The organism is Limnohabitans sp. MMS-10A-178, from assembly GCF_003063375.1.
In the GTDB taxonomy this organism is placed as follows: Bacteria; Pseudomonadota; Gammaproteobacteria; order Burkholderiales; family Burkholderiaceae_C; genus Limnohabitans_A.
Genome location: NZ_NERY01000004.1, coordinates 115,704 through 141,539 on the forward strand (window position 1 = coordinate 115,704; position 25,836 = coordinate 141,539).

Genomic DNA, 25,836 nt, shown 5'->3' on the forward strand with positions numbered 1-25,836 from the left:
CCGAACTCAAACCTGCTTGGGTGCCGCTGCATCCCAAGGTGCGCCATCGCGTTTGGCTTGCATGGTTTGCTGTGCCCAAATAGCCCAGTCTGCTGCAGGCGCGATGCCGTCGACCGTGTCGGGCCCAAAGCGAGTGGCGGCAACTTCAGGCTTGGCAAAACCCGGTGGCAAAGCACCCGCCGCCACATCGTCGATGGCTTTGGCCAGCATGCGGCGGTTGGCAATGATGACTTTGTCTGAAGTGCCCAGGTGTTCACGCGTTCGATTTTGAATGGCGCCCATGCTTTCGCAGGCCCACTGATCGTGCACATTGATGTCGTCCTCGCCCATGCCTAAAAAAGTACGGGTCATTTGTTCTTCTGGGTTGAAGCCCCAATTGTTTTGACGACCTGATTTGGGGATGTAGTCGGGCAAGCTGACAGCCTCTAATCGCTGATTGCGCATGGCTTCTTTGTTGACGGGGTCGGAAAAGCTGGTGAACACCGCATACCAATAGGTGTGCGTGTCGTCCACGGGCACATGCATTTGCGTGATGGTCATGGTTTCCGACAAAGGAATCACAAAGGTGTTGGGGAACAAAGAGTTGGTGATGCGCACATGCGTCAACTTGTCTGTCATGTGTCTGAGGGTGGTGAGTTGCAAGCCATAAGGCTGTTCTGTGTAAGCAATATCGGGCTTGTCAAACTCACGCATGACCCGGGTCATGGGCCATTTTTCACCCTCGATTTCGCCCGCGCTGGCACCGCGAAATTGTTTGCCGTAGGTGTCTTCCAAAGACGCGTCGTTGAAGAAGCGGTGTAAAAAAGACGCATGAGCGGGGTCGATGCCCACTTCAAAGGCTTGGAGCCAATTGCAGTTCCACAAACCTTTGAAGGCAAAGGTGTGGGTGCCAGGTGCTTCGAAACAATCGACAGCAGGCAGGGGTGGTGGTGCACTGCCTTCAGGCCCCATCCAGGCAAACAAAATGCCACTGCGTTCTTGCAAAGGGTAGTTGCGCTGTTTGATGCGTGTGCACAAAACACTGCCCTTGGGCTCGGCAGGGGTTTCGAGGCATTGACCTGTGACGTCAAATTTCCAGCCGTGAAATGGACAACGCAGGCCATCGCCTTCGTTGCGTCCAAAGGCCAGATCGGCGCCTCGGTGTGGGCAGTCGCGGTCGAGCAAACCAAACTCACCTTGCGCATTTTTGAACAAGACCAAATCTTGGCCCAACAACCGAACCGCTTTGACGGGTCGGACAGCCATGCGTGGATCGAGTTGGGGGTTGAATTCGTCCATCAGGGCAACAGGGTGCCAGTAATGGCGTAGCATTTCGCCACATGCTGTGCTTGGACCAATGCGCGTGAAGCGCTCATTTTGTTCTGCTCTCATGATTCCACTTTAAGGCAAAACCAAGTCGCCACGCAAAGAGTGTGACAGCGCAGTGTTGATGCGCACATCGACCATCTGACCCACCAGGCGCATGCCGTTGGGGCCAGCTGGAAAGTTGACCACCCGATTGCATTCTGTGCGGCCCGCCATTTCGGTGGCGTCTTTGCGCGCGGGGCGTTCTACCAATATACGTTGCACCGTGTTAAGGCGAGTGTCACCAATGCGTTTGACGTTGGCTTCAATGGTGGCCTGCAAATGGTGTAAACGCTTGAGCTTGACGTCGTGCGGTGTGTCGTCGTGCAAGTTGGCAGCGGGCGTGCCAGGACGTGGGCTGAAGATAAAGCTGAAGCTCGTGTCGTAGCCCACATCGTCAATGAGCTTCATCATTTTGTTGAAGTCTTCTTCGGTCTCGCCGGGGAAGCCCACAATGAAGTCGCTGCTCATGGCCATGTCGGGTCGGATGGCGCGCAATTTGCGAATGGTGCTTTTGTATTCCATCGCGGTATAACCGCGTTTCATGGCCATCAAAATTTTGTCGGAACCGTGCTGAACTGGCAGGTGCAAATGACTGACCAGTTTGGGCACCTTGGCGTACACATCAATGAGGCGCTGTGTAAACTCATTGGGGTGGCTGGTGGTGTACCGAATGCGTTCAATGCCTGGCATATCGGCCACGTATTCAATGAGCAGGGCAAAGTCGGCAATCTCGGCGGTGTCGCCCATCTTGCCGCGATACGCATTGACGTTTTGACCCAGCAAGGTAATTTCGCGCACGCCTTGTTCGGCCAAGCCTGCTACTTCTACCAACACGTCTTCAAAGGGGCGACTCACCTCTTCGCCGCGCGTGTAAGGCACCACGCAGTAGCTGCAATATTTGCTACAACCTTCCATGATGGATACGAAGGCGGTAGGGCCGTCCATCTTGGCGGGTGGCAGGTGATCGAACTTTTCAATCTCTGGGAAGCTGATGTCTACTTGCGGGCGTTTTTTGGCGCTGCGTGCGGCCAAGAGTTCGGGCAGACGGTGCAAAGTTTGCGGGCCAAATACCACGTCGACATAGGGCGCGCGTTTGATGATATCGGCACCTTCTTGGCTGGCCACGCAGCCGCCCACGCCAATGAGCACCCCGCGTTCTTTGAGGTGCTTAACGCGGCCTAAATCGCTGAAAACTTTTTCTTGCGCGCGTTCACGCACCGAGCAGGTGTTGAACAAAATGAGATCGGCTTCTTCGACGTCTTGGGTGGGCTCGTAGCCCTCAGCGGCTTTCATGACGTCGGCCATTTTGTCCGAGTCGTACTCGTTCATTTGGCAACCGAAGGTTTTGATAAATACTTTTTTGCTCACAAGAGACTCCAAGCGGTGACTGGTTTATATCCAGGGGCTGATGGAAGGTGTGCGCCATGGCAGCGCGCAGAAGAATGGCTGATTATCGCAGGGACTGTGGTGCCCTTTGAAATTTAGGCATCGCTTGGTTTTTGATAGAACATGGGGTAATGACGCTGAACCACAGCACCGTCTAGGGCCCAAGACATGCACTTGCCCACATGGGGCGGCGGCGTGGTGGGCACCTCGTCGGGCAGTCCAGCTTGCTGGTTTCTAAATTGGCGCGCAGAGGGAATGGTTTGGTAGGCCGCAGTGGCCATGTTGAACAACATTTCGCGCAAATGGGTGCAACCTGCGGTGCCGCCAATTCGAGCGTCAATGGCTTTGCGCCAGCCCGAACCCAATTTGCAGCCAATCAATAGGTGCATGCCTTGGGGTGCCTGGTCGCATTCTGGATGCGGAATGTGAGCCATGTCGGTGAACACCTCGTGGATGATGAACTGGTCGTCTACCGTGAGGCGAATGTTCAAGCCATGAATGGGTTGTCCTGCTTCGCGCGGGCCTTGGCTGGGAATCACAAAGTTGTAGGTTTTGACGTCAGTGAGTGCAGCTTCTATGTCCCACATACCGTCTTCCCGTTCAAAACCGGAATAGACCACCGTGCGTGTGTGTGACAATTTTCGGGGGGAGGGTGTTGGAAGTGCCAATGTCGGCCTCATCAATTTAAAGTTCAATGGCAGCATTATCGATTTAAACAGGGGCTTTTGAATGACAAAGCATCTAGAATTGCTGGAGGGTCAATTTGATTCTGGATTGCTGGGTGAGTTAGTGCTGATATGAGAAAACAAATTGAATCACCGCTTGCTCGCAGCGCGCCAGCTTCAGGCGCTACCTTGGCGCAAAAACTGATTGCACGCGCGGCAGCTCAGTCCCACGTCAATGTGGGAGATGTGCTTACCTGCCAAGTCGACTTGGCCATGTTTCACGACTCCTCTGGGCCGCGTCGATTAAAGCCCATGCTGGCAGACATTGGCGCTCAAATTTGGGATCGCAACAAAGTGGTCTTGGTGCTCGATCACTATGTGCCTGCCAAAGATTCAGATTCCGAAAAAATCATTCGCATTACCCGAGACGTGGCCAAAGAATGGCAGCTGCCGCATGTGATCGATTCGGAGGGCATTTGCCACGTGGTCTTGCCAGAGCGCGGCCACCTCAAGCCTGGTCATTTTTGTGTGGGGGGCGACTCTCACTCACCCACTGGCGGTGCATTTGGCACCTACATGTTTGGCATTGGCGCCACTGAAATGCTGGGCGTGGTGGCCACTGGCGAAATTTGGGTGCAAGTGCCGCAAACGCTCAGAATGGTGTGGCACGGCGCACTGCAAAAAGGCGTTTGCGCCAAAGACATGATGCTGCACATGATTGGCAAATTTGGCATGAACGGCGGCAATTACCAAGCCCTTGAATTTGCAGGTGACACAGTTCGCGGCCTTGGCATGCAAGAGCGCATGACGCTGTCCAACATGAGCGCAGAGATGGGCGCTCAGGTGGGCTTGATTGCTGCCGACAGCATCACCCGCGACTATTTGAAATCGGTGGGTGTTTCGCAGGCTGACATAGAGCAGTGTGATTATTTCGAAACCGATGAAACAGCCGACTTTCAACGCTTTGATTTCGAAGCCTCCCAGTTGAGCCCGCAGGTGGCAGCGCCGCACAGCCCCGAGAACACCAAAGCTGTGAGTGAGTTTGCGCACATTAAGCCCAGTGTGGCTTACATCGGCGCCTGCACAGGTGCCAAGTTGGTTGATTTGCGGGCTGCTGCCGAAGTTTTGAAAGGCCGCAAAGTGGCCGCCGGCGTGCAACTCATGATTGCACCAGCAAGTGCAAGAGATCAGGCGCAGGCACAGCGCGAAGGTGTGATGCAAATATTGACGGATGCCGGTGCCCGCGTATTGCCCAATGCCTGTGGTGCGTGTGCTGGTTATGGCGGTACTTTTGAAGAAGGTGCCACGGTCATTTCAAGCACGGCCAGAAACTTTCAAGGCCGCATGGGGCCCGCCAGCGTGCAGGTGTATTTGGCATCGCCCGCTACTGTGGCGGCGTCTGCCCTGCAGGGCCATATTGCCGACGTGCGTGAGGTGTTGGCATGACGCAAGGCGGCAGAGAATTTCACAAAGTATGGCGTGTGGGGGCCAACATCGATACCGATGCATTGGCGCCAGGCGCCTACATGAAGCATGACATTGAGGTCATTGCAGCGCACTGTTTGGAAGTTCACCGCCCAGATTTTGCGTCGGCTGTGAAACCTGGCGATGTGTTGGTAGCAGGCCCCAACTTTGGCATTGGATCGTCGCGCGAGCAAGCTGCGGGCGCACTCAAACAACTGGGCATTGCCGCTGTCATTGCGCCGTCCTATAGCGGACTCTTTTTTAGAAATGCTTTCAACTTGGGTTTGTTGTTGCTCACCTGCCCCGAAGCTGAAAGGCTACAAGAAAACGAGCTCGTACAGCTCGATTTGAAAGCCCAGCCTGAAGTGAAAACGGCTCAAGGTCAAATCCTCACGTGTCATTCAGTGCCCTCTTTTTTAATGGACATGGTGAGTGCCGGGGGCTTGGTGAATGTCCTCAAACTGCGCATGCAGTTGCTCAAAAATTAATGGAATAAACCCGATGAAATCCAATTTGAACGATGAAAATTCCGGCACATCTCCTTTGCGCCATCGGTTACAACAACCCAAAGCTTTGTTGGCCCCAGGTGTCTACGATGCGCTCAGTGCCTTGATTGCCGAGCAGGCTGGTTTTGAGGCTTTGTATTTGTCGGGTGCATCCATTGCTTACACCCGCTTGGGACGCTCTGACATTGGCCTGACCACAGCCACAGAAGTGGCGCAAACTTTGTCAAACATCACCGACCGCGTGGCGCTGCCCATTATTGTGGATGCCGACACCGGCTTTGGCAACGCACTCAACACGCAGCGCACCGTGCGCGATTTTGAGCGTGCAGGCGCGGCCATGATTCAAATTGAAGACCAAACTTTTCCCAAACGCTGTGGTCATTTGGATGGCAAAGGGGTGGTGCCTGTGGCAGAGATGCAAGGCAAATTGAAAGCGGCATTGGATGCTCGGCACAATCGCAACACATTGATCTTGGCGCGGACCGATGCATTGGCTGTGGAGGGCATTCAGTCGGCCTTAGAGCGCGCAGAGGCTTACTTGGCATGTGGCGTAGATGCTTTGTTCATTGAGGCATTGCGCACGCCTGAACATATGCAACAAGCTTGCGATCAGTTTGCACACCGCATTCCTTTGTTGGCCAACATGGTGGAGGGCGGTCAAACGCCCATTCAGAGTGCTTCCGAATTGGGTGATCGCGGTTTCAAAATTGTGATTTTTCCAGGGGGTACAGCACGCGCTGTTGCCCGCTCGCTGCAAGCTTACTATGGCAGTTTAAAAACCCACCAAACCACCAACCCTTGGCGCGATCAAATGCTCAACTTTGATGAGCTGAACCAATTGATTGGGACACCCGAGTTATTGGCCCTCGGAAAGCATTACGAGGGCCAATAGGCATCGCCTTATTGGGGTGCTTGTGCTTAATTCCAGGACACCGCCGCCATGTCGTTGGCAAAAATGGGTGAGCTGGACCACAAGCCCTTCAAACCCTTTTTGTAAACCGCGGTGTTGGTGGCGTTGAACAAAAACACATTGACTGCATCGTTGGCAATCATGCGCTGCATGTCACCAAATAGCTTGGTGCGGTCTTTGGCACCTGTTGTGGCTGAATGCTTGGCCGCCAAGTCGCGGAAGGCTTTGCTGTCGTAGCCCCAGTAGTAATTGGGGTTGGCGTAGGCCATGTAGTCGAGTGGCTCCACGTGGTTGATGACGGTGAGGTCAAAGTTGCCTTTGAAGGTACCGCTCAGCCATTGAGCCCATTCGACGTTTTCAATTTTTGCAACAATGCCCACTTTGGCCAACTGCGCAGCCAAAATTTCGCCGCCTTTGCGCGCATAGGGTGGGGGTGGCAAGGTGAGCGTCACATTCAAGGGCGTTTGCACGCCCGCCTCTTTGAGCAATGCCTTGGCTTTTTCGGGGTCAAAAGCATATTGACCTGTAAGGTCTACATAGCCTGCATCGGTGGGGGCCATGTGGCTGCCAATGGGCTTGGCCAATCCTTCGAACACGCCATCAATGAAAGCCTTTTTGTCAATGGCATGAGACAAAGCGCGGCGCACGCGCACATCGTCAAAGGGCTTTCTTTTGTTGTTGATGGTCATGATGCCTTTGCCGGCTGTGCTGCCCATTTCAACCATGAAGCGCTTGTCTGCTTGAAATTGTTTCAAACTTTGGGGAGACTGAAAGCGTGGCATGCCATCGATATCGCCTGCCAAAAGTGCCGCCACTTGTGCCGATGAATCGTTGATGAAACGGAAGGTCACCTTCTTCAACTTCACATTGGCTGCATCGCGGTAGCCGTCCCATTTGGTGAGCGTGACGGCTGTGCCCTTGGCCCAGTTTTCTAATTTGTAAGGGCCAGTGCCGATGGGCTTGGTGGCCGCAGAATCGGCAGAGCTGGGGTGCAAAATAACCGCGGTGTTCTCGCCCATGCGGAACAAGAAATTGCCATCGGGGTTGGTCAAAACCAAGACCACTGTGTGGGCGTCGGGCGTAGAGATGTGGCTGATGTTGTTGAACACCGCGCCTTTGGCTTTGTTGGTGCTTTTCTCGGCCTTGGCACGCTCAAAGCTGAACTTCACAGCAGCCGCATCGAAAGCAGCACCGTCTTGAAACTTCACGCCTTTACGCAGTTTGAAGGTAAAGGCTTTGCCGTCAGCGTCCATGGTCCAGCTTTCAGCCAGCAAAGGCGTGACTGAGCCATCGACATTGATTTTGGTGAGGCCTTCTAAGATGTTGTAGTGAACCACTTCACCAATGGCCGCGGCAGGTGCCGTGGTGGGATCAAGGCTGGTAGGCTCCAAAATCATGCCCACCACCACACTTTCTTTCTTGGACAGTGCATGTGCGCCAGGGTTGACAAGCACCATGCTGGCCACAGCCACCAGAGCAAAACCAAATTGGCCCAGTTGGCGACGTGTTGAACGTGGTAACTGCGTCATGAAAAACTCCTTGATCAAAAAATTAGACTTCATCTTGAAATGCAAGAACTGAAGCATTGTCTATCAATGCGAAAGGCCTGTATTGGCGGATAGTAATTCTTGGGTGTAGGGGTGTTGTGGGCGTAGAAAAATATCCTCGGCTGAGCCTGCTTCCACCAATTGCCCGTGCTGTAAAACGAGCACATCGTCGCACATCAGGTTGACCACGGCAAGATCATGGCTGACAAACAAGTAGCTCAAGCCATAACGCTCTTGCAAGTCCATCATGAGATTGAGGACTTGCGCCTGAACCGACACATCCAAGGCGCTCACAGGCTCGTCGGCCACAATCAGCGAGGGGCGGGTGATCAGTGCTCTGGCAATGGCAATGCGCTGGCGTTGTCCCCCCGAAAATTCGTGGGGGTATTTGTCGAGGTCTGAGGCCCGCAGACCAACTTCTGTGAGGGCTTGGGCGGCGCGGTCTTTTAAATCTTGTGGGCTTAAAGCTTGCCCTGAAGGGTTGTTCAAGGTGCTGCTTAGGGGCTCTGAGACAATGCGCAAAACTTTTTGCCGTGGGTCGAGTGAACCATAGGGATCTTGAAAAACCATTTGAAAATCGCTGCGAGCGCGGCGCAATGCATCTTGCGGCAATGCGTTCAAATCTTGCCCTTTGAACATCACCTTGCCTTGCGTGGGTTTTTCAAGGGCCATGACCAAGCGGGCCAAGGTCGACTTGCCCGAACCCGACTCGCCCACAACGCCCATGCTTTTGCCAGCAGCCAATTGAAAACTGACATCATTCAGGGCTTGAATGTGCCCTGCCTTGGCAAACAAGGAGGCCTTTGGCAAAGCATATTGCTGGCTCAGATGTTGCACGTCCAGCAAAATATCTGGGGAGCTGATCATGCTGCAGCCTCCAATTTTTGCCATTCAGGACAGCGCACCCAATGCTCGGCAAGATGCCTTGGCTTGTCAGTCTCTTCGCCCCCGTCCTTGTCTTTGCTTTCGTTGACGTGCACTATTTGCTGCACAAGTTCAATGGGCGGCAAGCCTTCTTTGCAACTGTCTTTGACATAAGCGCAGCGATCGGCAAATGCGCAGCCTTTTGGCCAGTTGAAAATTTCTGGCACATTGCCAGCAATGGTTTGCAATCGAGTGCCTCGTTTCAAACCGAGTTGGGGTCGGGCTGCAAACAGTCCTTGGGTGTAAGGGTGTAGGCGCCTTTCAAAAAGGTCTTTGGTGGACGCACTTTCAACCACAGCACCGCCATACATCACCATGACGCGCTCAACTTGATCGTGCATGAGGCCCAAGTTGTGGCTGATCAAAAGCAGGCCCATGCCATCTTCGGCCACCAATTGGCGAATCAAGGCCAGCACTTCTTTTTGCACCGTCACATCCAGAGCCGTAGTGGGTTCGTCGGCAATCAAAATATCGGGTTGGCAGGCCAAGGCCATTGAAATCATGACGCGCTGGCGCTGCCCTCCTGAGAGTTGGTGAGGATAGTTGTTTAAGCGTTCACGCGCTCTTGGCAATTGAACGCGGTCTAACAATTCAAGCGCTCGTGCTTTGGCAGAGACCAAGTCCATGCCCTGATGCAATTGGAGCGGCTCGGCAATTTGTTTCCAAATAGGATGCAAAGGATTGAGCGCTGTCATGGGCTCTTGAAAAATCATGGCCATGCGCGCACCGCGCAAAGTGCACAGGGTGTCTTCGCTCATTTGAGTGAGCTCAGTGCCATGCAAGGCAATCGAGCCTGAAACGGAAGCGTGATCGGGCAGCAAGCCCATGATGGCCAAGGCTGTGAGTGATTTGCCGCAACCGCTTTCGCCAATCAAGCCCAATGTTTCGCCACGTTGCATTTCAAAATCGACCCCACGCAAAGCTTCGAGTTGGCCGTGCGAAGTTTGCAAGGCAACGCGCAAATTGCGCACAGACAACAAAGGGGATGCGTGGTGGGTAGACATGTTCAAGCTTGGCCGCTTATCGAGTTCTCGACAAACGAGGGTCGAGCAGGTCACGCAGTCCATCGCCCATCAAGTTAAGACCCAGCACCGCCAGAGCAATGGCCATGCCCGGGTACACCGCCAACATGGGTGCTTGAAACATTTGTGATTGCGCTTCATTGAGCATGCGGCCCCAACTGGGGTTGGGGGGTTGGGTGCCCAGCCCCAAGTAAGACAAAGCGGCTTCGGCCAAGATGGCAATGGCAAATTGCACGGTGGCTTGAACAATGAGCACACTGGCCACGTTGGGCAACACATGCCCCCAAGTAATGGCCCATTTGGTTTTACCGGCGGCCTTGGCTGCCAAGGTGAAGTCGCGCGACCAAATGGCATTGGCAGCGCCCCGCGTGATGCGTGCAAACACAGGGATGTTGAAAATACCAATGGCGGTGATGCTGACCACCAAACCCGGACCATAAATGGCAGTGAGCAAAATAGCCGAGAGCAACGCTGGGAAAGCAAAGGTGAAGTCGGCAATGCGCATAACCACCTCTTCCACCCAACCTCTTTGGGCCGATGCCAAAAGACCCAGCGGAACTCCAAACCCCAAGCCAATGCCCACAGCAATGAAACCAACCAGCAAAGAGTTTTGACTGCCCACCAACAACAGGGACGCAATGTCGCGCCCTAGGCTGTCAGTGCCAAACCAATGCTGGGCACTGGCAGTTGCCAATTTGTTGGGAATGTCAATGTCAGCCACGGGGTAGGGCGTCCAAAACAAAGACAAGGCTGCGCTGAAGACCAGCAAAGTGACGATGACAGCACCCGCGGCAAAACTGCGGTGCTTGAAAGCTTGCTGCACACGGCCTGAGAAAGATGGCGCTGAACTCATAAGGCTGCTGCCCCTGTTTTTAAGCGCGGGTCTATCAGGGCGTAAAGCACATCAATGAAGAAGTTGATCAAAATGACCATGGCAGAAAGCAGCATGACCACGTCGCGCACCACAATCAAATCGCGGTTGGCAATGGCCTGAAAAATAAGACGGCCAATACCGGGAAGCACAAACACGTTTTCAATCACTATGGCACTGGTGATGAGGTTGCCAAACTGCAAACCCATAACCGTGACCACCGGAATCATGGCGTTGCGCAGCACGTGTTTCCAAAGCACTTGTTGCTTAGACAAGCCCTTGGCGCGCGCAGTGCGCACATAATCTTCCGACATCGATTCAATGACCGCCGAGCGTGTGACGCGTGTGAGGATGGCCGTTTGCACCGCTGCCAAGGCCATGGCCGGCAAAATCAAGGCGGCAATGCCGGCCCAAAAGCCACCTCCATCGTCTACAGACCAGCCAGGAAAACCGCCTGCACTCACCCATTGCAGGTGAACGGCAAAAAGCAAGATCAACAAAATAGCCAACCAAAAATTGGGTACGGCCAAACCCAATTGGCTGAGTGTCATGACCCCTACATCGCCAGCCGTATTTTGTTTGGAGGCGGCATACAAGCCCAGACACAAGGCCACCAAGATAGTGATGCCCATGGCCATGATGGCCAAAGGCAAGGTGACGTGCATGCGCTCCATCATGAGCACCGCAGTGGGCGTGTCGTAGGAAATACTGATGCCCGATTGGCCTTGAAGCAAACCGCCCACCCACGCCGCATAACGCGATAGCGCGGGCTGGTTGAGGCCCAATTTTTCTTCCATGGCGGCCAACGATTCGGGGGTTGCGGTTTCGCCCAAAATAACTTGAGCGGCATTGCCCGGCAACCATTCAAGCACGCCAAACACCACCATGGACGTGACCGCCAAAGTAGCGAAAAAGCTTAAGAAACGTTGGAGCACAAACGAAGACACGCGTTATCCTTGCGTCTTCAGGGCTGGCGTCCCATCGGCCGTGCTGGCAAGATAGGGCGGGGGCATTGATAAAAGGCTTGTATATGACATCTCAGAAGATTGTAAACACCCGTTTGAGCGAAAGAGCCAATCCGCACTACGGCAGCATTGCCGACATAGCAGGCTTGCACGTGGGCCACTTTACCTCGGCCCAACGCTTAACGGGGTGCTCGGTGGTGTTGGCGCCCCAAGGCGCTGTGGGCGGTGTCGACGTGCGCGGTGCTGCCCCGGGCACCCGCGAAACCGATTTACTCGACCCTACCAATCTGGTCGACAAAGTGCATGCCGTGTTGTTGTCGGGTGGCAGTGCCTTTGGCCTAGACGCCGCCAGTGGTGTCATGCGTTGGTTAGACGAACGCAACTTAGGATTTCAAACTGGCCATGGTTGTGTGCCCATCGTGCCGGCCGCGGTGCTGTTTGATTTGCCTTTGGTGCGTGATGGCGACAACCCCAAAATCAGGCCCGACGCCGCTGCCGGCTATGCAGCTTGCGACGATGCGCTGTATCAAAAGCCTATGTCTGCCAGCACCCTGCGTTCGGTGGTGCCACCCATGTCTGGCAATGTCGGCGCTGGCGCCGGTGCGGTGGTGGGTAAATTGTTTGGTTTAAACCGTGCCATGAAAGGCGGTGTGGGCCATGCTTTGGTGAAAGTAGGCCCATGGCAAGTCGGTGCCATGGTGGCGTGCAATGCGGTGGGCGATGTGATCGATCCAGCCACAGGCCAGGTGTTGGCAGGTGCCCGCACGGCCGACGGCACACGCCTGCTCAATTCGCAGCAAGCCTTGTTGGCGGGTCAAAGTTCTGCCAGTCCCTTGGCCGGCACCAACACCTCCATTGGGGTGGTGGCCACCAATGCCACCCTGAACAAAGCGCAGGCCAAGCGCTTGGCCATGAGTGCGCACGATGGCTTTGCCCGAAGCATTCGACCTGCACACACCACCTTGGATGGCGATACCTTGTTTGCCATGGCCACCTGCGCTGAAAGCAGCGCACCCGACATGTTGCTCCTTACCGTAATGGCTGCAGAGGCCACTGCACAGGCCACGGTGAACGCCATTTTGTTTGCCAATGGCGTGCACAGTTTGAAGGGCTATTTGCCATCGGCAATGGAACTCAGCCCTTCAGGTTGAACGGGTTTTATTCCACCGTGAAAGTTAAGCCAGCATGCGACTGCAGGCGCGCAATGAGCGCTGTGCCCATGGCTGAAGCCGGTGTCCAAAATCCACCCTTGGTTGCAGTGGCATCTTTCAACAGGCAGATGGCTGCTTCGGCAATCATCTTTGACGTGCTGCCATAACCTGGATCGCGGTCGCCTTTGACACCCACCTGAACAGATTGGCCTTGCTCGTTGGTGGCAATGAACAAAACGTCGTAATGACCGGCTTCGCGCTCGGCTTTGGAAGGGCCTTCGCCGGGTTTGAGCTTGTCTTCGCTCATGCTCTTGTCTTGGGCAATGGCGTTGGCAATGGCTTCGCCTTTTTCGCCAGCACCAGTGACCATCATTTCGTCGTACACAAAATCAGCGCCCCACACATGGTTCAACAAGAAGTTGGAGCGGTGAACGTTGCGCGTATTGATGGTGGCCATGATGAAGGGGGCAACCCACACGCCCATCACTTCATCCACCATCGGTTTGTGGCCAGTGGGTTGGCGCGGGCCTTCAAAGCCGGGTGTGAGTGAGAAGGGGTTTTTGAGCAAGTCAATAACGCCTGGCTGAGTGGCTGCTGCTGCCATGGTGGCTTTGAAGCTGGCTGCTGTGCCACCCGAAAATGTGCCCTTCATTTTGCGAACGCGGCCTCGCACGCGCTGTGCAGGTTTGCCAAAACGTTGGGTCATTTCGTTTTGCGCCATCAACACGCCCAAGTCGAAAGGGCTGGAGTCAAAGCCGCAAGAGAAGACCAAGCGTGCACCACTTTTTTGTGCAGCAGCCTGGTGTTGGTCAATCATGTGGCGCATCCATGCGGGCTCGCCGCACAAGTCGACATAATCGACGCCCGATTCAGCACAGGCTTTGATGAGTTCATTGCCATACAGCTGGTAAGGGCCCACCGCTGAAATGACCAAGTGGGTTTTGGACATGAGCGATTTCAAAGAAGCTTCGTCGCTGCTTTCAATCACTACCAAGGGGGTGGTAGCAGGTGCACCAATTTCGTCTCGGACAGCTTGTAGTTTGTCTAAGCTTCGACCTCCCATGGCCCAAGTGAGACCGGTGTCTGCGCGGGTGAGTAAATACTCTGCAATGAGGCGGCCAGTGAAGCCAGTGGCGCCATGCACCACGATGTCAAATTCTTTGGTCATTATTTCAATCTTTCCAAGGGTTGAGGACATCTAGTCCTAAGTTTTCAAAATCTTTGCTGTTGCGTGTCACCATGGTCAATCCGTGGTGTGAAGCTGTTGCGCCGAGCAGACTGTCAATGGCAGGCACTGTTCGGCCAGCCTTCGCCAGTAACTTGCCCCATTCATCGGCAACGCCTTCGTCGATAGCCAGTATGCGCCCAGCAAAAAACAAAGGAAGTTCAGTTTCAAGCCAGTCCACTAACTTCAGTCTGCGTTTTGAATCAGCCAAACTGTCGATGCCTTTGCGCAACTCACCCAAAGTTAGCACACTCAGATAAAGTGAGGTAGGTGGCCTGCTGTTGACCCATTTCACAACATTGGCGTCTGGCGTTTTTCGCCGTATTTCTGACAAAACATTGGTGTCAATGAGGTAGCTCAAAGCGACACCTTGCGAGTTGGACTTTTGTCTCTTTCTAGCGGCACATCTTCCATGGCGTACATAGGCGATGCACGCATAAAACTGACCAATGATTGCTGGTTACCAGTTAACTTTTCAAACATGGCTTGAGACACCACAACGGCTACGGGTTGACCATGCACCGTGATGTTTTGTGGGCCTAAGGTCTCTGCGCATTTAATGACCTCGGACAACCGAGCTTTGGCTTCTTGCATTTGCCACATCTGCATATATGCTCCTCAGAAAATTCTGACTATATTGGTCAGAATTTACAGGAATTGGCGCATTGTGTAAATAGGCAAGGCTTATTTGATTGCATATTGCAAGCCAATGCCAAGCAATCCGCTAGCCCCAATGACCTGCATCACATTGAGCTTGAGTTTGAGCAGGGCAACAGCTGCTGCGATGGCAATCAGTGCAGCGCTTGTATCGAAGGGTGCGTCAAAGCCCTGCGGCCACATTGTGTGATAGCCAAAGAACAAGGCTAAATTCAAAATGACCCCTACCACCGCCGCTGTGATGGCCGTTAGGGGGGCTGTGAATTTCAAATCATTGTGGGTGCTCTCTACAAAGGGGCCGCCCGCCAAAATGAATACGAACGAAGGCAAAAACGTGAACCATGTGACCAGCGTGGCTGCAAATGCACCCGCTAGAAACAAGCTGTCGGGTCCTAGCAGGGCTTGTGCATAAGCACCCACAAAACCCACAAAGGCCACCACCATGATGAGAGGGCCGGGTGTGGTTTCTCCCAAGGCCAAGCCATCCATCATTTGGGTGACTGTGACCCAGCCAAACTGTTCTACCGCAGCTTGAAACACATATGGCAAAACAGCATAGGCGCCGCCAAAAGTGAGAAGCGCGGCTTTGGTGAAGAACCAACTCATTTGCGTGAAGGTGTGATCCCAGCCAAATTGCAACACTAAAACGCCCATTGGCACCAGCCACAACACGGCAGCTGCCAACAACACCTGCCACAAACGCTTCCAAGTAAAAATGGCATGTGAAGGTGCGGGTGTGTCATCGTCAATGATTGCAGAACCTGAAGACTGCGATGCTGCACCATGACCGCCACCTACCTGAAATGAATTGGCAGATAAGCGGCCGCCCACAAAACCAATGAGTGCAGCAGCCAAGACGATGAGGGGAAAGGGCACATTCAAGGCAAAGATGGCCACAAAGCTGGCAGCGGCAATGGCCCAGAGCAAATTGTTTTGAAGAACGCGAGAGCCAATTCGGTATGCCGCTTGGAGAACGATGGCTGCTACCGCGGGCTTGATACCGTAAAACAAGCCAGCCACCCAAGTGACTTGTCCATAAGCAATATAAAGCCACGACAAGCCTATCAACAAGAACAGCGAAGGCAATACAAACAAAACGCCAGCAGCAATGCCACCCCGGGTCTTGTGCATCAACCAACCGATGTAGGTGGCCAGTTGCTGTGCCTCAGGCCCAGGCAGCAGCATGCAGTAATTGAGTGCGTGTAGAAAACGTTTTTCAGACAACCACTTTCTGCGTACTACGAGCTCTTCATGCATGAGGGCAATCTGACCTGCCGGGCCGCCAAAACTGACGAAGCCCAGCTTGAGCCAAAACATGAAGGCTTGCCAGAAACTCACAGATTCTGATTTCAGCGAAACATTCATATTGGTGAGGAAATAGCTCTATACATTTGCAGTTGTTGTTTAAGTTTTAAAGCAGTAAACCAATGAGATCGCAAATTTCAGATGAATTTGCATTATCGTTGGGCAAACAGTGATTGAATAAAAACCATGGAAATCAAAGTCAATTTTCTCGACAAACTTCGCCTTGAAGCCAAGTTTGACGACTTCACGGTCATTGCCGACCAGCCTATTCGCTACAAGGGCGATGGCTCTGCACCTGGGCCTTTTGACTATTTTCTCGCATCGTCTGCCTTGTGTGCCGCCTACTTTGTGAAGCTGTACTGCGACACTCGCAACATTTCCACCGAACACATTCGCCTTTCACAAAACAACATTGTTGATCCTGAAAACCGCTACGCTCAGATTTTCAAAATTCAGGTGCAGTTGCCACCCGATATTTCAGAAGTAGACCGCCGCGGCATTTTGAACTCTATTGAACGCTGCACTGTGAAGAAGGTGGTGCAAGAGGGTCCTGAGTTTGTCATTGAAGAAGTAGCCAACCTCGATGCCGATGCACAAGCCTTGCTAAGTCTTCAACCCAACGCAGACAGCAGCACCTTCATTTTGGGCAAAGATTTACCCCTTGAGCAAACCATTGCCAATATGTCAGGCATCTTGGCCGGCTTGGGCATCAAGATTGAAATTGCCTCGTGGCGCAACATCATTCCCAATGTGTGGTCATTGCACATTCGAGACGCACATTCGCCCATGTGCTTTACCAATGGCAAAGGCGCTACCAAAGAAAGTGCACTGGCTTCTGCTTTGGGTGAATACATTGAGCGTCTGAACAACAATCACTTTTATGCGGGTGCCTATTGGGGCGAAGACTTGGCCAATGCCGAGTTTGTGCATTACCCGAATGAGAAATGGTTCAAGCCTGGTAAGAAGGATGCGCTGCCCAAAGAAATTCTGGACGCCTACTGCTTAAAAATCTACAACCCCGATGGCGAGTTAAAAGGCTCGCATTTGATTGACACCAATTCGGGCAATGTGGTGCGTGGCATTTGCTCATTGCCCTTCGTAAGGCAATCAGACCAGCAAGTGGTGTACTTCCCCACCAACTTGGTTGAAAACTTATTCGTCAGCAATGGCATGAGCGCTGGCAACACTTTGGCCGAAGCGCAGGTGCAATGCTTGTCCGAAATTTTTGAGCGTGCCGTTAAAAAAGAAATTCTAGAAGGCGAAATTTGTTTGCCCGATGTGCCTGCCAATGTGCTGGCCAAGTACCCCAGCATCATGGCGGGTATTGAAGGCCTTGAAGCGCAAGGCTTTCCGGTGCTGGTCAAAGACGCATCTCTGGGCGGAAAATATCCCGTGATGTGCGTCACCTTGATGAACCCCAAAACTGGCGGTGTGTTTGCCTCCTTTGGCGCACACCCTAGCTTGGAGGTGGCACTAGAACGCAGCCTAACCGAGCTCCTGCAAGGCAGAAGCTTTGAAGGCCTGAATGATTTGCCATCGCCCACCTTCGAAAGCCATGCAGTTACCGAGCCCTACAACTTTGTAGAACACTTCATAGACTCGAGCGGCATTGTGTCTTGGCGCTTCTTTAGTGCCAAAGCCGATTTCGACTTTGTGGAATGGAACTTTGCGGGCCAAGGCGCAACTGCCAACGCAGACGAGGCCGCTAAGCTGTTTGGCATTTTGAAAGACATGGGCAAAGAGGTGTACACCACCGTACACGACCAACTGGGTGCTATAGCGTGCCGAATTTTGGTGCCTGGCTATTCCGAAATTTACCCAGTAGAAGATTTAATTTGGGACAACACCAACAAGGCTTTGCTGTTCAGAGAAGATGTCCTCAACTTGCATCGCTTAAGCGACAAGCAATTGACTGCACTGCTAGACCGTTTGGAAAACAACGAGCTAGACGAATACGCCGACATTGCCACCCTCATTGGCATTGAGTTTGATGAGAACACCGAGTGGGGGCAGCTAACAGTGTTGGAGTTAAAGCTGCTCATCAACCTGGCCTTGAGGCAATTAGACGCAGCGCAAGATTTGGTGGGTGCCTTTTTGCAATACAACGACAACACGGTAGAGCGCAAGTTGTTTTATCAAGCGCTGAATGTGGCGCTAGAAGTAGCCTTGGATCCTGAGTTAGAGATGGCCAACTATGAGCACAACTTCCGCCGCATGTTTGGCAGTGCGCGCATGGATGCCGTGTTGGGCTCTGTGGAAGGCAGTGTGCGATTCTTTGGACTCACAACCACCAGCATCAAGCTAGAAGGATTAGACAGGCATCACCGATTGATTGACAGCCTCAAGAAGTTGCATGTTGCTCGGGCACATGCAAATCGTTAATGCCTAGCAACCCATGCCGCAAACTCTGACGGCCGCAAACCATAGCGCGCAAGAACACCTTCATGCAAGCGCCGCAGTTCTTCCACAAGCAATGCCTTGACATCCATTTGCTCGTGCTGCGGAATTTGCTTTGCTACCGATTTCTGGATGATCGAGAGTGGGTCAATTTCCGGATGCATGACGACTTCCCGAATGGCCTGCTTGATAAACTCACGCCAAGCCAAACGAAGCGGGTCGGGTTCAGCCAAGTCTTGTTTGATGGCCTGATACTCCTGCGTTGAGCGTTCGTAGGCCCAGAGATAAAGGTCACGCAGCAACTCTACTCTGGCCATTTCGTAAACGCCCAGAGTGGCGCTGCTGTAAGCCTGCTCCGGTACGTCAAGAAAGGTCAGGGGGCATAGATTGGCGCGAAACAGCGGCAAATTTGCGGCCAAGCGTGAGGTCCGTTTATTGACATCGGCAAAGGGTTGCAAGTAGGGCAGGTGCACCATCATGAAGAAGGACTGCTCGAAAGGATCTCGAATGTCGGTGGCCTTGCTGAGCAGAGAAGTCAGAGCGTCTTCAATTTGCTGTGGCGCAGAAAGCGGGCGGTAAACACTTTTTCCGATATCAACAGCATGCCGACGAATGCGGCCCTCATCAGCCGGATTGGGCAACAGGTTTTCTGCAAGGGCACTGTGTAAATTCATCAAGGTGTAGCGATTGAATTCTGCACTGTCTATGTTTGCGACCAACAACTCAATAGCAGTTCGGTGATTCAAAATCATCTGAGTTTCAATGGCCGCTTTGCCTCGTGCAGCTTTGCCGTGCTCAATCAGTTCACGTGTGTCTAACCTAGAGTAAGTGTTGCCCTCTAGGTGGCTTGATGCCCACGACAGGTCGATCAACAAGCGATTCAAAATGGCGCGGCTGAAGGTGCCTGCTGGCGCATCAACGTCTGTTGTTTTGCCCATCTTGTGCAGTTGACGTCGAAGCGGTTCAGGCAAGTACCAAGTCTTGTTCGGGCGGTAGGCTTCCAGAAATTCAAGCTGGTAACCCACCGGCTTGCGTGCTTGTAATGGCTGATTGATGTAACGGAGAATGTCCTGACTGTCAGCAGAAAGAGGAATAAAGCTTGGAAAAACATCTGCTTGGGTGGTAGACGTGACCTTATCTGGGGAGTTGTCAACAGAAAAATATCGGCGGGCTCGCCCTTGCCCCACAGCTTCTAACTTCCCGCTTTCTATCAGCTTGGCAATCAAACGCTGCGCCGTTCGCCTTGCTAAATCTGGACGTTGAGAAAGTAGTTCGGCCAGCGTTAAACCAGTTTTGTGAGCCCGAATGCTATTGAGAAGGTCAACGGTAGATGACAAGATAGTTTGGCGCAGTTTGAGTTTCAATTGGCGCAATTTTGGCGCAGTTTGAGGAATGTAGCTAGTTTTTCTTTAAATTTTGGCGCGATTAATTTTAAATAAACACTTAAATATTCAAAATAAGATAACGCAAACCAATTAATTCATTGAGTAAGCGATGCCATCGCGCCGGTGTAAAAGAGAAACATCAAATAAGCCCAAGCCAATATCAACAAAATGCCCACCAAATTCAAAGGCCCCCGAATGGCTTGCGACGGTGTCCCTTGTTTTTTGCCAGTGACCATGGCCTTCACCAAATTCTCTTTTTGCATGAAACTCATGATGACCGCTGCAAGCACGTGAATGATCACCACGCCCAAGGTGATGTTGGCGATGGTTTCATGCGCCTCACTCATGAAATCGCCATAGAAATCTTTCACAATCCAATAGCCTGAAATGCCGATGAGCATCACCAAGACCATGAGCGAGATCATGGCCAAAGCACCCGCTGGGTTGTGGCCCAAGTTGCTGCCAAAACGAAGCGAGCCCTTGCTAGTTAAAAGCAACTTGATGTGATGCCAAGTGTTGTTGGGGCCTTTGATGAATTGGGTAAATCGAGCATACCGAGTGCCCATCACGCCCCAAACAAGTCTGAATAAAACCAAGGCGCAAGCAGAGTACCCAAATGCGTAGTGAAGCATTTGTTGCGCTTCACTTTCAGCGGTAAGCCATGCCCCGGCAAAAGAGATGACCAAGAGCCAATGAAAAACTCTGACCGGCATATCCCAAACCAAGACGTCTTGTTTGTGTGTTGTCACTCTCATTTGGCTGGTACCTGAACATTGTTTGCACTAAAGCCGCCTCTTGCAGCATCTTTGTGACAGGCCGTGCAGTTGGCCGCGCTCTTGACGCTAGGTCTTTTCCAAACCTCAGCCCTTACTTCATCGTGCTCTTTGATAAACCAAGTGCTTTTGCTGATTCGGTTGTCTGGCGCCAAGGCTGAATATTTGTACTTGGATGCTGCATTTTTAACCAGCCAATTGGTGATTTCGGTTTGTGTTTTGACATCGAGACTTGCATCGGTGCCAAAGTGTTTGCTGAGCCCGCTCATGATGTTTTGCCAGTTCTTTTGACTCAGCAAACCGGGCGGATAGGCCATGTGGCAGCCGGCGCATTCGGCCTCATAAGACTTGGGCGCATCGGTTGGCATGGGCGCCTTGTCTGCGAAAGCTGGCATGGCCATTAACACAGCCATAGAAAGAAAAAGGTATTTTTTCATGCAGCGCTCATTTGACTGTCATTAACCAAGAAAGCACATCCGCTTTTTCTTGTGCTTCGCATTCACGCCCCAATACATCGTTGCAGTTTCGTTTGAACCACTTTTCTACTTTGGCTGGGTCAGAAAATCTTGCTGAATTGCGGCTAGGTGAGAGCGCTTGAATGACCTTGCCTGTGACGATGTGCTTGGTCTCGTGATTGGGCAGCGAATCGTGGCAGGAGGCACAGCTCCATTCTTTGCCATGCTTGGCATTGAAGAATTTCTCGCCGCGAGCAGGTACAGCTTTGGCTGACTTTGCTTCGTAGGCCGTGAGTAAATCTTGCGGGCTTGCAGCAAACGACATGTTGGCTGCTAACAGGAATGCAAAAACCAAAAACGATTGTGGGGTCATGATCTAAAAAAGAAGCCAGCACTTTGTGGCGATTTCTAGAGTGTCTCGCGTTAAATTTTTGCGAATTTGCGCTAGATCAATTTATTCAGATATTGATTAGCTGCGTGAGATAAACCTCTTCCAATCGGGGCTTGTCATTCAAAGAATGCTTGGTGAAAAAAGGCTATGTCTTGATGAGCTTGGTGCCACGACTACCTTATCAAGCTGGTGAAAGCTTTTCTGCCGCTGTTTGAACTGGCCAAGATGGAAAAAAGCCGCTAAGTGAAGACACCTAGCGGCTTTTGTTTTTGCATCTGGTGGAGCTGGCGGGAATTGAACCCGCGTCCACAAGCCATTTTCGTACAGTTCTACATGTGTAGTCGTCTGATTTGAGTCTCGTCAAACCAATCGCGCAGCGACACGCTATTGATTCAACCAGCATCCTATTTTCTCGCGCCACATCAAGATGCCCGATGTGACGCCAGCCCATATGTTTTCCCTTGCAGCCTGGAAGCTTTAGGTTTTAACGCCTATTGCCCCCTTGCCCAGCCTATCGGCCAACTGTTGCAAGGCTCACCGGATTAAGCGGCGAGTGCGAAACGTTCGTCGTTTGCAGTTAGTTTTTTTTCTGCTGTTTTACGAGGATCAGAACCTCGACATGCCCTGCCACGCGTCCGAACCCATGTCGAAACCAGTGCAGCCCCAAGCTTTGTATTTTAGGCCTGTTCTGTCAATTGCTCAAGCGATACTTTCCACCCGCCCAAACCTCACCATGGTGCTGCCCACCGTAAAGCGCTGGCTGCGCGTAGGCATGATCAACACCGCGTTGTCATAGGGCGATCGCAGTGTGTGGCCCGCATCTTCTGCCAAGGCCGTGCCTGCTTTTTCAATCACTTCCAAGCCGTTGTAAATGTCGAGCCACTGAAAGTCGAGTGATTTGGCTGCATAGCCTTCAGTCACTTGCACCACCTTCTGTTCAAGCGCTGGCAAACTGCAACGTGAATCGCCCCATTCTGCTGTGGCAACGCCAGTGACTTTCAAAAATTGCAAGGTGGTTTCGCGCGCAATTTGCTCGCAGGCCTTCTCCCAATGCTGACCCGCTTCAAGCAAGATAGCAGTGTTGTGTTTGTTGGGGTCGCCAAAAGCCCCGCGCTCAATCATGCGCAAACCATTGGCATGGCCTGTGTCTACCATCAGCCATTCGGGCAAGCCAATTTTGGCCGATAAGTTGATAGATTTTTGCCCGCCTTTGGGGCGCACACCGCACACCATGAGAGGCGCGCTGGGCGCGCTCATGGAATGCAAATCGAGCAAGTAGTCGGCGGTGTCGATGTAGGCCACCAATTCGCGCGCGCGGCGCAACTCTACGCTGTCGCGGGGGCCTTTTAAGACTTCATCAGACCAAACGCGGTTGAAGTCTTCTTCTACATAGCGGTTGCCATCGGGGTTGGCCGGATCCCACATTTGATAGGCCGCTACGTTGGCAAAGATGAAAGACACAACACCACAGGTGGGTTGAAAGTTTTGATTGAACAAATAGTCCAGCGTAATGGCGCCACTCAATTCATTGCCATGCGTTAAGGCTTGCACAATCACGTGCGGGCCAGGTTTGCCTGAGTCGTAACGCGTGACATAGTCAATGCCTACATTGCTGGCTCGATAGGCACTGATGTCGGGTGCGGTGAGTTCAACTTGGAAAGGCGTTATTGTTTGTTTTGTTGTCATTATTTTTTAGCGTCTGCTTTGGGGGCACTCTTGCCATCAGCCTTTGCATCTCCCTTACCGTCACCCTTGCCATCAGCTTTTGCGGCCGCAGCGCCGTCTTGCACTTTGACCACTCGGCACTTTTTGTAAGCAGGCTCTTTGGACGTGGCAGGAATGTTTTCACAAATTTTTTCGACTTTGTAGGCCCAGGCGCTGCCGGCCATGACCCAGCTGCCTAAGAAAGCAATGAGTACCGCCAAACGAAGAGTCATGAAAAAACCTTGAAACATGGTTGAAAATGCGATGATGTGTACCTGAACAAAACCATTGTCGTGGTCTGACATGGTTGAATTATCGGAAAGAAGAATCAATTGTCAAATTTGATCCGTTGGCCATTGACTGCTTTGGCGGTTTGGGGAGGGGTTTGGTACCTTTATTTGTTCTTGGTTGAACAAGGCATTCACCCTTCCGTTGCCATGATGTTTGCCACCTGTGGTGGTGTTTTTGCCGCTGCCGTTGCTTGGAAAAAAGGTTTTTCTCAGGCCAGAACCGCGGCTTTGGCCATGGGCTTTCCGGTTTCTTTCTGGCTCATGGGCATGGCCACTGTGCCTGCTTGGGTTTGGTTGTTGCCCCTGGTTTTGATCATCTGGATTTACCCCATGCACGCATGGCGCGATGCCCCCGTGTTTCCCACCCCCCTCAATGCATTGCGCGAAGTGCCGCGCTGGGCAGTTTTGCCGGCACAAGCCAAAATTTTGGATGCTGGCTGTGGCGCAGGCGATGGGCTGAAGGCCTTGCGCTTGGCTTATGTCAATGCACAGTGGATTGGCATTGAGTTTAGTCGCCCTTTAAGCTGGCTGGCCAAGTTCAGATGCCCTTGGGCCGAGGTGCGGTGCGGCGATATTTGGGACGACCATTGGGGTGCCTACGACATGGTCTATTTGTTTCAACGACCCGAAACCATGCCTCGTGCCGTAGAGAAAGCCAAAGCAGAAATGAAGCCGGGTGCTTGGTTGGTGAGCTTGGAGTTTGAGGCGGCAGACCTAAAGCCCACCGCTGTGACTGATGCCAGCCCCAATCGCCCCGTTTGGCTTTATCAGGCGCCTTTTGCGGGTCAATCCCGAGTGACACGATAGCGCTTCAGACTATCATCTTCGAATTCTTTCTATTCGGAGATTTTCATGCTCAAACCCGGCCTCATGATGGACCGCCCCTTGCTCTTGTCGGGCATCTTGGAGCACGCAGCAATGCAGTTTGGTGGACAAGAAGTGGTTTAGCGCGAAACGCATGGTCCTTTGTTTCGCTACACCTACGCCGATTGTGCAAAGCGCTCTCGCAAACTGGCCAACGCTCTGAAGGGCTTGAGCCTGAAAGAAGGCAGCGTGGTGGGCTCAATTGCATGGAACAACCACCGCCACTTAGAAGCTTACTACGCGGTGTCTGGCAGCGGCATGGTGATGCACACTTGCAATCCGCGCTTGCACCCCCAGCAACTCATCTACATCATCAACCACGCCGAAGATGAAGTGGTGTTGTTTGACATCACCTTTGCGCCGCTCATCAAAGGCATTGCGGCGCATTGCCCCAAAGTGCGTGCTTGGGTGTGCCTCACTGAGCGTGCCCACATGCCCGACATTGAAGGCGTGGCCAATGTGCTGTGCTATGACGAGCTCATTGCCCCTGCCAGCGATGTGTTTGAGTGGCCCGATTTTGACGAGCGATCGGCTGCCGCCATTTGCTACACGTCTGGCACCACGGGCAATCCCAAAGGCGCCATGTATTCGCACCGCGCCATTGTGATCAATTCACTGTCGGGTTGCTTGCCCAGCATTTTGAACTTGTCGCCCGAAGAGGCCATTCTGCCTGTGGTGCCCATGTTTCACATCAATGCGTGGTGCATTCCTTATGCAGCGCCCATTGCTGGTGCCAAGTTGGTCTTGCCAGGCCCCAAACTGGATGGTGCCAGTTTGTACGAGCTCATTGAAGCCGAGAAAGTGACCATCAGTGCCGGTGTGCCCACCATTTGGATGGCCCTCATTCAGCACCTTGAGCAAAACAAATTGCGTTTCAGCTACATGAAGCGCACTGCAGTGGGCGGCTCGGCCATGCCCACCGCCCTCATTGCCAAATTCAGCGACGACTACGGTGTGGAAGTGCGCCATGGTTGGGGCATGACCGAAACCACTGCGGTGGCCACCATGAGCAGCATGACCCCACAGCAGCGCGCCATGCCTGCGGCAGATCGCCACGCATTGGTTGGCAAACAAGGCCGCTCGGTGTTTGGCGTAGAAATTAAAGTGGTTGACGAAGAGGGCAATACCTTGCCACGCGATGGCACCTCACAAGGCGAACTCATGGTGCGCGGTCAGTGGATTGTTTCGGGATACTACAAAGGCGAAAAATCGCCCTTGGTGGATGGTTGGTTTCCCACCGGCGACATTGCCACCATCGATGCGCAAGGCGTGATGCAAATTCGCGATCGCACCAAAGACGTGATCAAAACCGGCGGTGAATGGATCAGCTCCATTGATTTGGAAAACGCAGCCATTGCGCATCCTGCAGTGGCCATGGCGGCCGTCATTGGTGTGAAGCATCCCAAGTGGGATGAGCGCCCCTTGATGTTTGTGGTGCGCAAGCCAGGGCAGGCCGTAGAGAAAGATGAGATCTTGTCTTTCTTAGAGACCAAAGTGGCCAAGTGGTGGGTGCCCGACGATGTGATCTTCCTAGATTCCTTGCCTGTGGGTGGCACAGGCAAGGTTCAAAAGGGTGACTTGCGCAAAACCTACGGCGGCTTGTTCAGTTAAACATTGTTGAGCTAAACAGTC

At 52.9% G+C, this 25,836-nt stretch carries 24 protein-coding genes, 1 other RNA gene and 1 pseudogene; 7 read left to right on the top strand and 19 right to left on the bottom strand.

The annotated features are described in order from the left end of the window. Nucleotides 1-6 precede the first annotated feature (6 nt). The 3 genes from B9Z32_RS13725 to B9Z32_RS13735 form a co-directional block, all read right to left on the bottom strand. Nucleotides 7-1,371, bottom strand: coding sequence for an aromatic ring-hydroxylating dioxygenase subunit alpha (locus B9Z32_RS13725; protein ID WP_108422001.1), 1,365 nt, complete (start codon nt 1,369-1,371; stop codon nt 7-9). A gap of 9 nt (nt 1,372-1,380) precedes the next feature. Beyond that, nucleotides 1,381-2,715: a tRNA (N6-isopentenyl adenosine(37)-C2)-methylthiotransferase MiaB gene (gene miaB / locus B9Z32_RS13730; protein ID WP_108422079.1), complete on the bottom strand. Its 1,335-nt coding sequence runs from the start codon at nt 2,713-2,715 to the stop codon at nt 1,381-1,383. Nucleotides 2,716-2,828: 113 nt separating this feature from the next. Further along, a complete protein-coding gene (locus B9Z32_RS13735) occupies nt 2,829-3,371 on the bottom strand; it encodes a DUF2889 domain-containing protein (RefSeq protein ID WP_233248330.1) in 543 nt (180 codons plus the stop codon). A 159-nt stretch (nt 3,372-3,530) separates the two neighbouring features. Here B9Z32_RS13735 and B9Z32_RS13740 point away from each other — a divergent pair, with 159 nt between their 5' ends. Genes B9Z32_RS13740 through B9Z32_RS13750 form a run of 3 tightly spaced genes read left to right on the top strand, consistent with a single transcriptional unit; the run spans nt 3,531 to nt 6,260 of the window. Further along, nucleotides 3,531-4,844, top strand: coding sequence for a 3-isopropylmalate dehydratase large subunit (locus B9Z32_RS13740; protein WP_108422002.1), 1,314 nt, complete (start codon nt 3,531-3,533; stop codon nt 4,842-4,844). Then, complete coding sequence (locus tag B9Z32_RS13745) at nt 4,841-5,350, top strand: 3-isopropylmalate dehydratase (RefSeq protein WP_108422003.1); 510 nt, start codon at nt 4,841-4,843, stop codon at nt 5,348-5,350. Before B9Z32_RS13740 ends, B9Z32_RS13745 begins: the two co-directional genes overlap by 4 nt. Nucleotides 5,351-5,363: 13 nt before the next feature. Next, nucleotides 5,364-6,260 (top strand): oxaloacetate decarboxylase, encoded by an 897-nt coding sequence (locus B9Z32_RS13750; RefSeq protein ID WP_108422004.1) that lies wholly within the window; start codon nt 5,364-5,366, stop codon nt 6,258-6,260. Nucleotides 6,261-6,286: 26 nt separating this feature from the next. Here the strand turns inward: B9Z32_RS13750 and B9Z32_RS13755 are convergent, their stop codons facing one another. From B9Z32_RS13755 to B9Z32_RS13775, 5 genes are all read right to left on the bottom strand, one after another. Next, nucleotides 6,287-7,807: an ABC transporter substrate-binding protein gene (locus B9Z32_RS13755; RefSeq protein ID WP_108422081.1), complete on the bottom strand. Its 1,521-nt coding sequence runs from the start codon at nt 7,805-7,807 to the stop codon at nt 6,287-6,289. 63 nt (nt 7,808-7,870) lie between these two features. Continuing rightward, nucleotides 7,871-8,692, bottom strand: a complete 822-nt coding sequence (locus tag B9Z32_RS13760) for an ATP-binding cassette domain-containing protein (protein ID WP_108422005.1) — start codon at nt 8,690-8,692, stop codon at nt 7,871-7,873. Further along, the gene (locus tag B9Z32_RS13765; RefSeq protein WP_108422006.1) at nt 8,689-9,753 is read right to left on the bottom strand and encodes an ABC transporter ATP-binding protein; all 1,065 of its coding nucleotides are present in this window, start codon (nt 9,751-9,753) and stop codon (nt 8,689-8,691) included. The genes B9Z32_RS13760 and B9Z32_RS13765 overlap by 4 nt, the downstream gene beginning before the upstream one ends. Before the next feature lie 16 nt (nt 9,754-9,769). Further along, complete coding sequence (locus tag B9Z32_RS13770; protein WP_108422007.1) at nt 9,770-10,624, bottom strand: ABC transporter permease; 855 nt, start codon at nt 10,622-10,624, stop codon at nt 9,770-9,772. Beyond that, nucleotides 10,621-11,589, bottom strand: coding sequence for an ABC transporter permease (locus tag B9Z32_RS13775; protein ID WP_108422008.1), 969 nt, complete (start codon nt 11,587-11,589; stop codon nt 10,621-10,623). Before B9Z32_RS13775 ends, B9Z32_RS13770 begins: the two co-directional genes overlap by 4 nt. A gap of 83 nt (nt 11,590-11,672) precedes the next feature. Between B9Z32_RS13775 and B9Z32_RS13780 the strand changes: the two genes are divergently transcribed. Next, nucleotides 11,673-12,758: a P1 family peptidase gene (locus B9Z32_RS13780; protein ID WP_108422009.1), complete on the top strand. Its 1,086-nt coding sequence runs from the start codon at nt 11,673-11,675 to the stop codon at nt 12,756-12,758. A gap of 7 nt (nt 12,759-12,765) precedes the next feature. Here the strand turns inward: B9Z32_RS13780 and B9Z32_RS13785 are convergent, their stop codons facing one another. The 4 genes from B9Z32_RS13785 to chrA all read right to left on the bottom strand — a co-directional run bounded on the left by B9Z32_RS13785 (nt 12,766) and on the right by chrA (nt 16,005). Then, nucleotides 12,766-13,926, bottom strand: coding sequence for a trans-acting enoyl reductase family protein (locus B9Z32_RS13785; protein WP_108422010.1), 1,161 nt, complete (start codon nt 13,924-13,926; stop codon nt 12,766-12,768). 4 nt (nt 13,927-13,930) lie between these two features. Next, entirely contained in the window at nt 13,931-14,344 is a 414-nt protein-coding gene (locus B9Z32_RS13790) for a type II toxin-antitoxin system VapC family toxin (RefSeq protein WP_108422011.1), read from the bottom strand. Next, complete coding sequence (locus B9Z32_RS13795) at nt 14,341-14,592, bottom strand: type II toxin-antitoxin system Phd/YefM family antitoxin (protein ID WP_108422012.1); 252 nt, start codon at nt 14,590-14,592, stop codon at nt 14,341-14,343. Before B9Z32_RS13795 ends, B9Z32_RS13790 begins: the two co-directional genes overlap by 4 nt. 75 nt (nt 14,593-14,667) lie before the next feature. Further along, nucleotides 14,668-16,005 (bottom strand): chromate efflux transporter, encoded by a 1,338-nt coding sequence (gene chrA / locus B9Z32_RS13800; RefSeq protein ID WP_108422013.1) that lies wholly within the window; start codon nt 16,003-16,005, stop codon nt 14,668-14,670. 126 nt (nt 16,006-16,131) lie between these two features. Between chrA and B9Z32_RS13805 the strand changes: the two genes are divergently transcribed. After that, nucleotides 16,132-18,327 (top strand): OsmC domain/YcaO domain-containing protein, encoded by a 2,196-nt coding sequence (locus B9Z32_RS13805; RefSeq protein WP_108422014.1) that lies wholly within the window; start codon nt 16,132-16,134, stop codon nt 18,325-18,327. On the opposite strand, the gene B9Z32_RS13810 is transcribed toward B9Z32_RS13805, so the two are convergent. The 7 genes from B9Z32_RS13810 to B9Z32_RS13840 all read right to left on the bottom strand — a co-directional run bounded on the left by B9Z32_RS13810 (nt 18,324) and on the right by B9Z32_RS13840 (nt 23,355). Next, nucleotides 18,324-19,679 (bottom strand): Fic family protein, encoded by a 1,356-nt coding sequence (locus B9Z32_RS13810; RefSeq protein WP_108422082.1) that lies wholly within the window; start codon nt 19,677-19,679, stop codon nt 18,324-18,326. The genes B9Z32_RS13805 and B9Z32_RS13810 overlap by 4 nt on opposite strands. Before the next feature lie 143 nt (nt 19,680-19,822). Next, a complete protein-coding gene (locus tag B9Z32_RS13815) occupies nt 19,823-20,482 on the bottom strand; it encodes a cytochrome b/b6 domain-containing protein (RefSeq protein ID WP_108422015.1) in 660 nt (219 codons plus the stop codon). Beyond that, nucleotides 20,479-20,937, bottom strand: a complete 459-nt coding sequence (locus B9Z32_RS13820; protein ID WP_233248331.1) for a diheme cytochrome c — start codon at nt 20,935-20,937, stop codon at nt 20,479-20,481. The genes B9Z32_RS13815 and B9Z32_RS13820 overlap by 4 nt, the downstream gene beginning before the upstream one ends. Nucleotides 20,938-20,944: 7 nt before the next feature. Beyond that, nucleotides 20,945-21,280, bottom strand: a complete 336-nt coding sequence (locus B9Z32_RS13825) for a DUF1924 domain-containing protein (protein ID WP_233248332.1) — start codon at nt 21,278-21,280, stop codon at nt 20,945-20,947. A 342-nt stretch (nt 21,281-21,622) separates the two neighbouring features. Continuing rightward, nucleotides 21,623-22,011, bottom strand: a transfer-messenger RNA (tmRNA) gene (ssrA, locus tag B9Z32_RS13830). Nucleotides 22,012-22,045: 34 nt separating this feature from the next. After that, entirely contained in the window at nt 22,046-23,032 is a 987-nt protein-coding gene (locus tag B9Z32_RS13835) for a succinylglutamate desuccinylase/aspartoacylase family protein (RefSeq protein ID WP_108422017.1), read from the bottom strand. Continuing rightward, nucleotides 23,032-23,355 carry a hypothetical protein gene (locus B9Z32_RS13840; protein WP_108422018.1) on the bottom strand — a complete coding sequence of 108 codons (324 nt, stop codon included), beginning with the start codon at nt 23,353-23,355 and terminating at the stop codon, nt 23,032-23,034. Before B9Z32_RS13840 ends, B9Z32_RS13835 begins: the two co-directional genes overlap by 1 nt. Before the next feature lie 27 nt (nt 23,356-23,382). Here B9Z32_RS13840 and B9Z32_RS13845 point away from each other — a divergent pair, with 27 nt between their 5' ends. Both B9Z32_RS13845 and B9Z32_RS13850 read left to right on the top strand, forming a co-directional pair. Continuing rightward, entirely contained in the window at nt 23,383-24,147 is a 765-nt protein-coding gene (locus B9Z32_RS13845) for a trans-aconitate 2-methyltransferase (protein WP_108422019.1), read from the top strand. A gap of 45 nt (nt 24,148-24,192) precedes the next feature. Further along, a pseudogene (locus tag B9Z32_RS13850) lies at nt 24,193-25,815 on the top strand (long-chain-fatty-acid--CoA ligase). Nucleotides 25,816-25,836 lie beyond the last annotated feature (21 nt).

Excerpts from the sequence above, each read along its gene's own strand:
- B9Z32_RS13725 (WP_108422001.1), bottom strand. The coding sequence starts at position 1,371 with ATGAGAGCAGAACAAAATGAGCGCTTCACGCGCATTGGTCCAAGCACA.
- B9Z32_RS13740 (WP_108422002.1), top strand. The coding sequence starts at position 3,531 with ATGAGAAAACAAATTGAATCACCGCTTGCTCGCAGCGCGCCAGCTTCA.
- B9Z32_RS13745 (WP_108422003.1), top strand. The coding sequence starts at position 4,841 with ATGACGCAAGGCGGCAGAGAATTTCACAAAGTATGGCGTGTGGGGGCC.
- B9Z32_RS13750 (WP_108422004.1), top strand. The coding sequence starts at position 5,364 with ATGAAATCCAATTTGAACGATGAAAATTCCGGCACATCTCCTTTGCGC.
- B9Z32_RS13755 (WP_108422081.1), bottom strand. The coding sequence starts at position 7,807 with ATGACGCAGTTACCACGTTCAACACGTCGCCAACTGGGCCAATTTGGT.
- B9Z32_RS13760 (WP_108422005.1), bottom strand. The coding sequence starts at position 8,692 with ATGATCAGCTCCCCAGATATTTTGCTGGACGTGCAACATCTGAGCCAG.
- B9Z32_RS13765 (WP_108422006.1), bottom strand. The coding sequence starts at position 9,753 with ATGTCTACCCACCACGCATCCCCTTTGTTGTCTGTGCGCAATTTGCGC.
- B9Z32_RS13770 (WP_108422007.1), bottom strand. The coding sequence starts at position 10,624 with ATGAGTTCAGCGCCATCTTTCTCAGGCCGTGTGCAGCAAGCTTTCAAG.
- B9Z32_RS13780 (WP_108422009.1), top strand. The coding sequence starts at position 11,673 with ATGACATCTCAGAAGATTGTAAACACCCGTTTGAGCGAAAGAGCCAAT.
- B9Z32_RS13785 (WP_108422010.1), bottom strand. The coding sequence starts at position 13,926 with ATGACCAAAGAATTTGACATCGTGGTGCATGGCGCCACTGGCTTCACT.
- B9Z32_RS13795 (WP_108422012.1), bottom strand. The coding sequence starts at position 14,592 with ATGCAGATGTGGCAAATGCAAGAAGCCAAAGCTCGGTTGTCCGAGGTC.
- chrA (WP_108422013.1), bottom strand. The coding sequence starts at position 16,005 with ATGAATGTTTCGCTGAAATCAGAATCTGTGAGTTTCTGGCAAGCCTTC.
- B9Z32_RS13805 (WP_108422014.1), top strand. The coding sequence starts at position 16,132 with ATGGAAATCAAAGTCAATTTTCTCGACAAACTTCGCCTTGAAGCCAAG.
- B9Z32_RS13815 (WP_108422015.1), bottom strand. The coding sequence starts at position 20,482 with ATGAGAGTGACAACACACAAACAAGACGTCTTGGTTTGGGATATGCCG.
- B9Z32_RS13820 (WP_233248331.1), bottom strand. The coding sequence starts at position 20,937 with ATGAAAAAATACCTTTTTCTTTCTATGGCTGTGTTAATGGCCATGCCA.
- B9Z32_RS13825 (WP_233248332.1), bottom strand. The coding sequence starts at position 21,280 with ATGTCGTTTGCTGCAAGCCCGCAAGATTTACTCACGGCCTACGAAGCA.
- B9Z32_RS13835 (WP_108422017.1), bottom strand. The coding sequence starts at position 23,032 with ATGACAACAAAACAAACAATAACGCCTTTCCAAGTTGAACTCACCGCA.
- B9Z32_RS13840 (WP_108422018.1), bottom strand. The coding sequence starts at position 23,355 with ATGTCAGACCACGACAATGGTTTTGTTCAGGTACACATCATCGCATTT.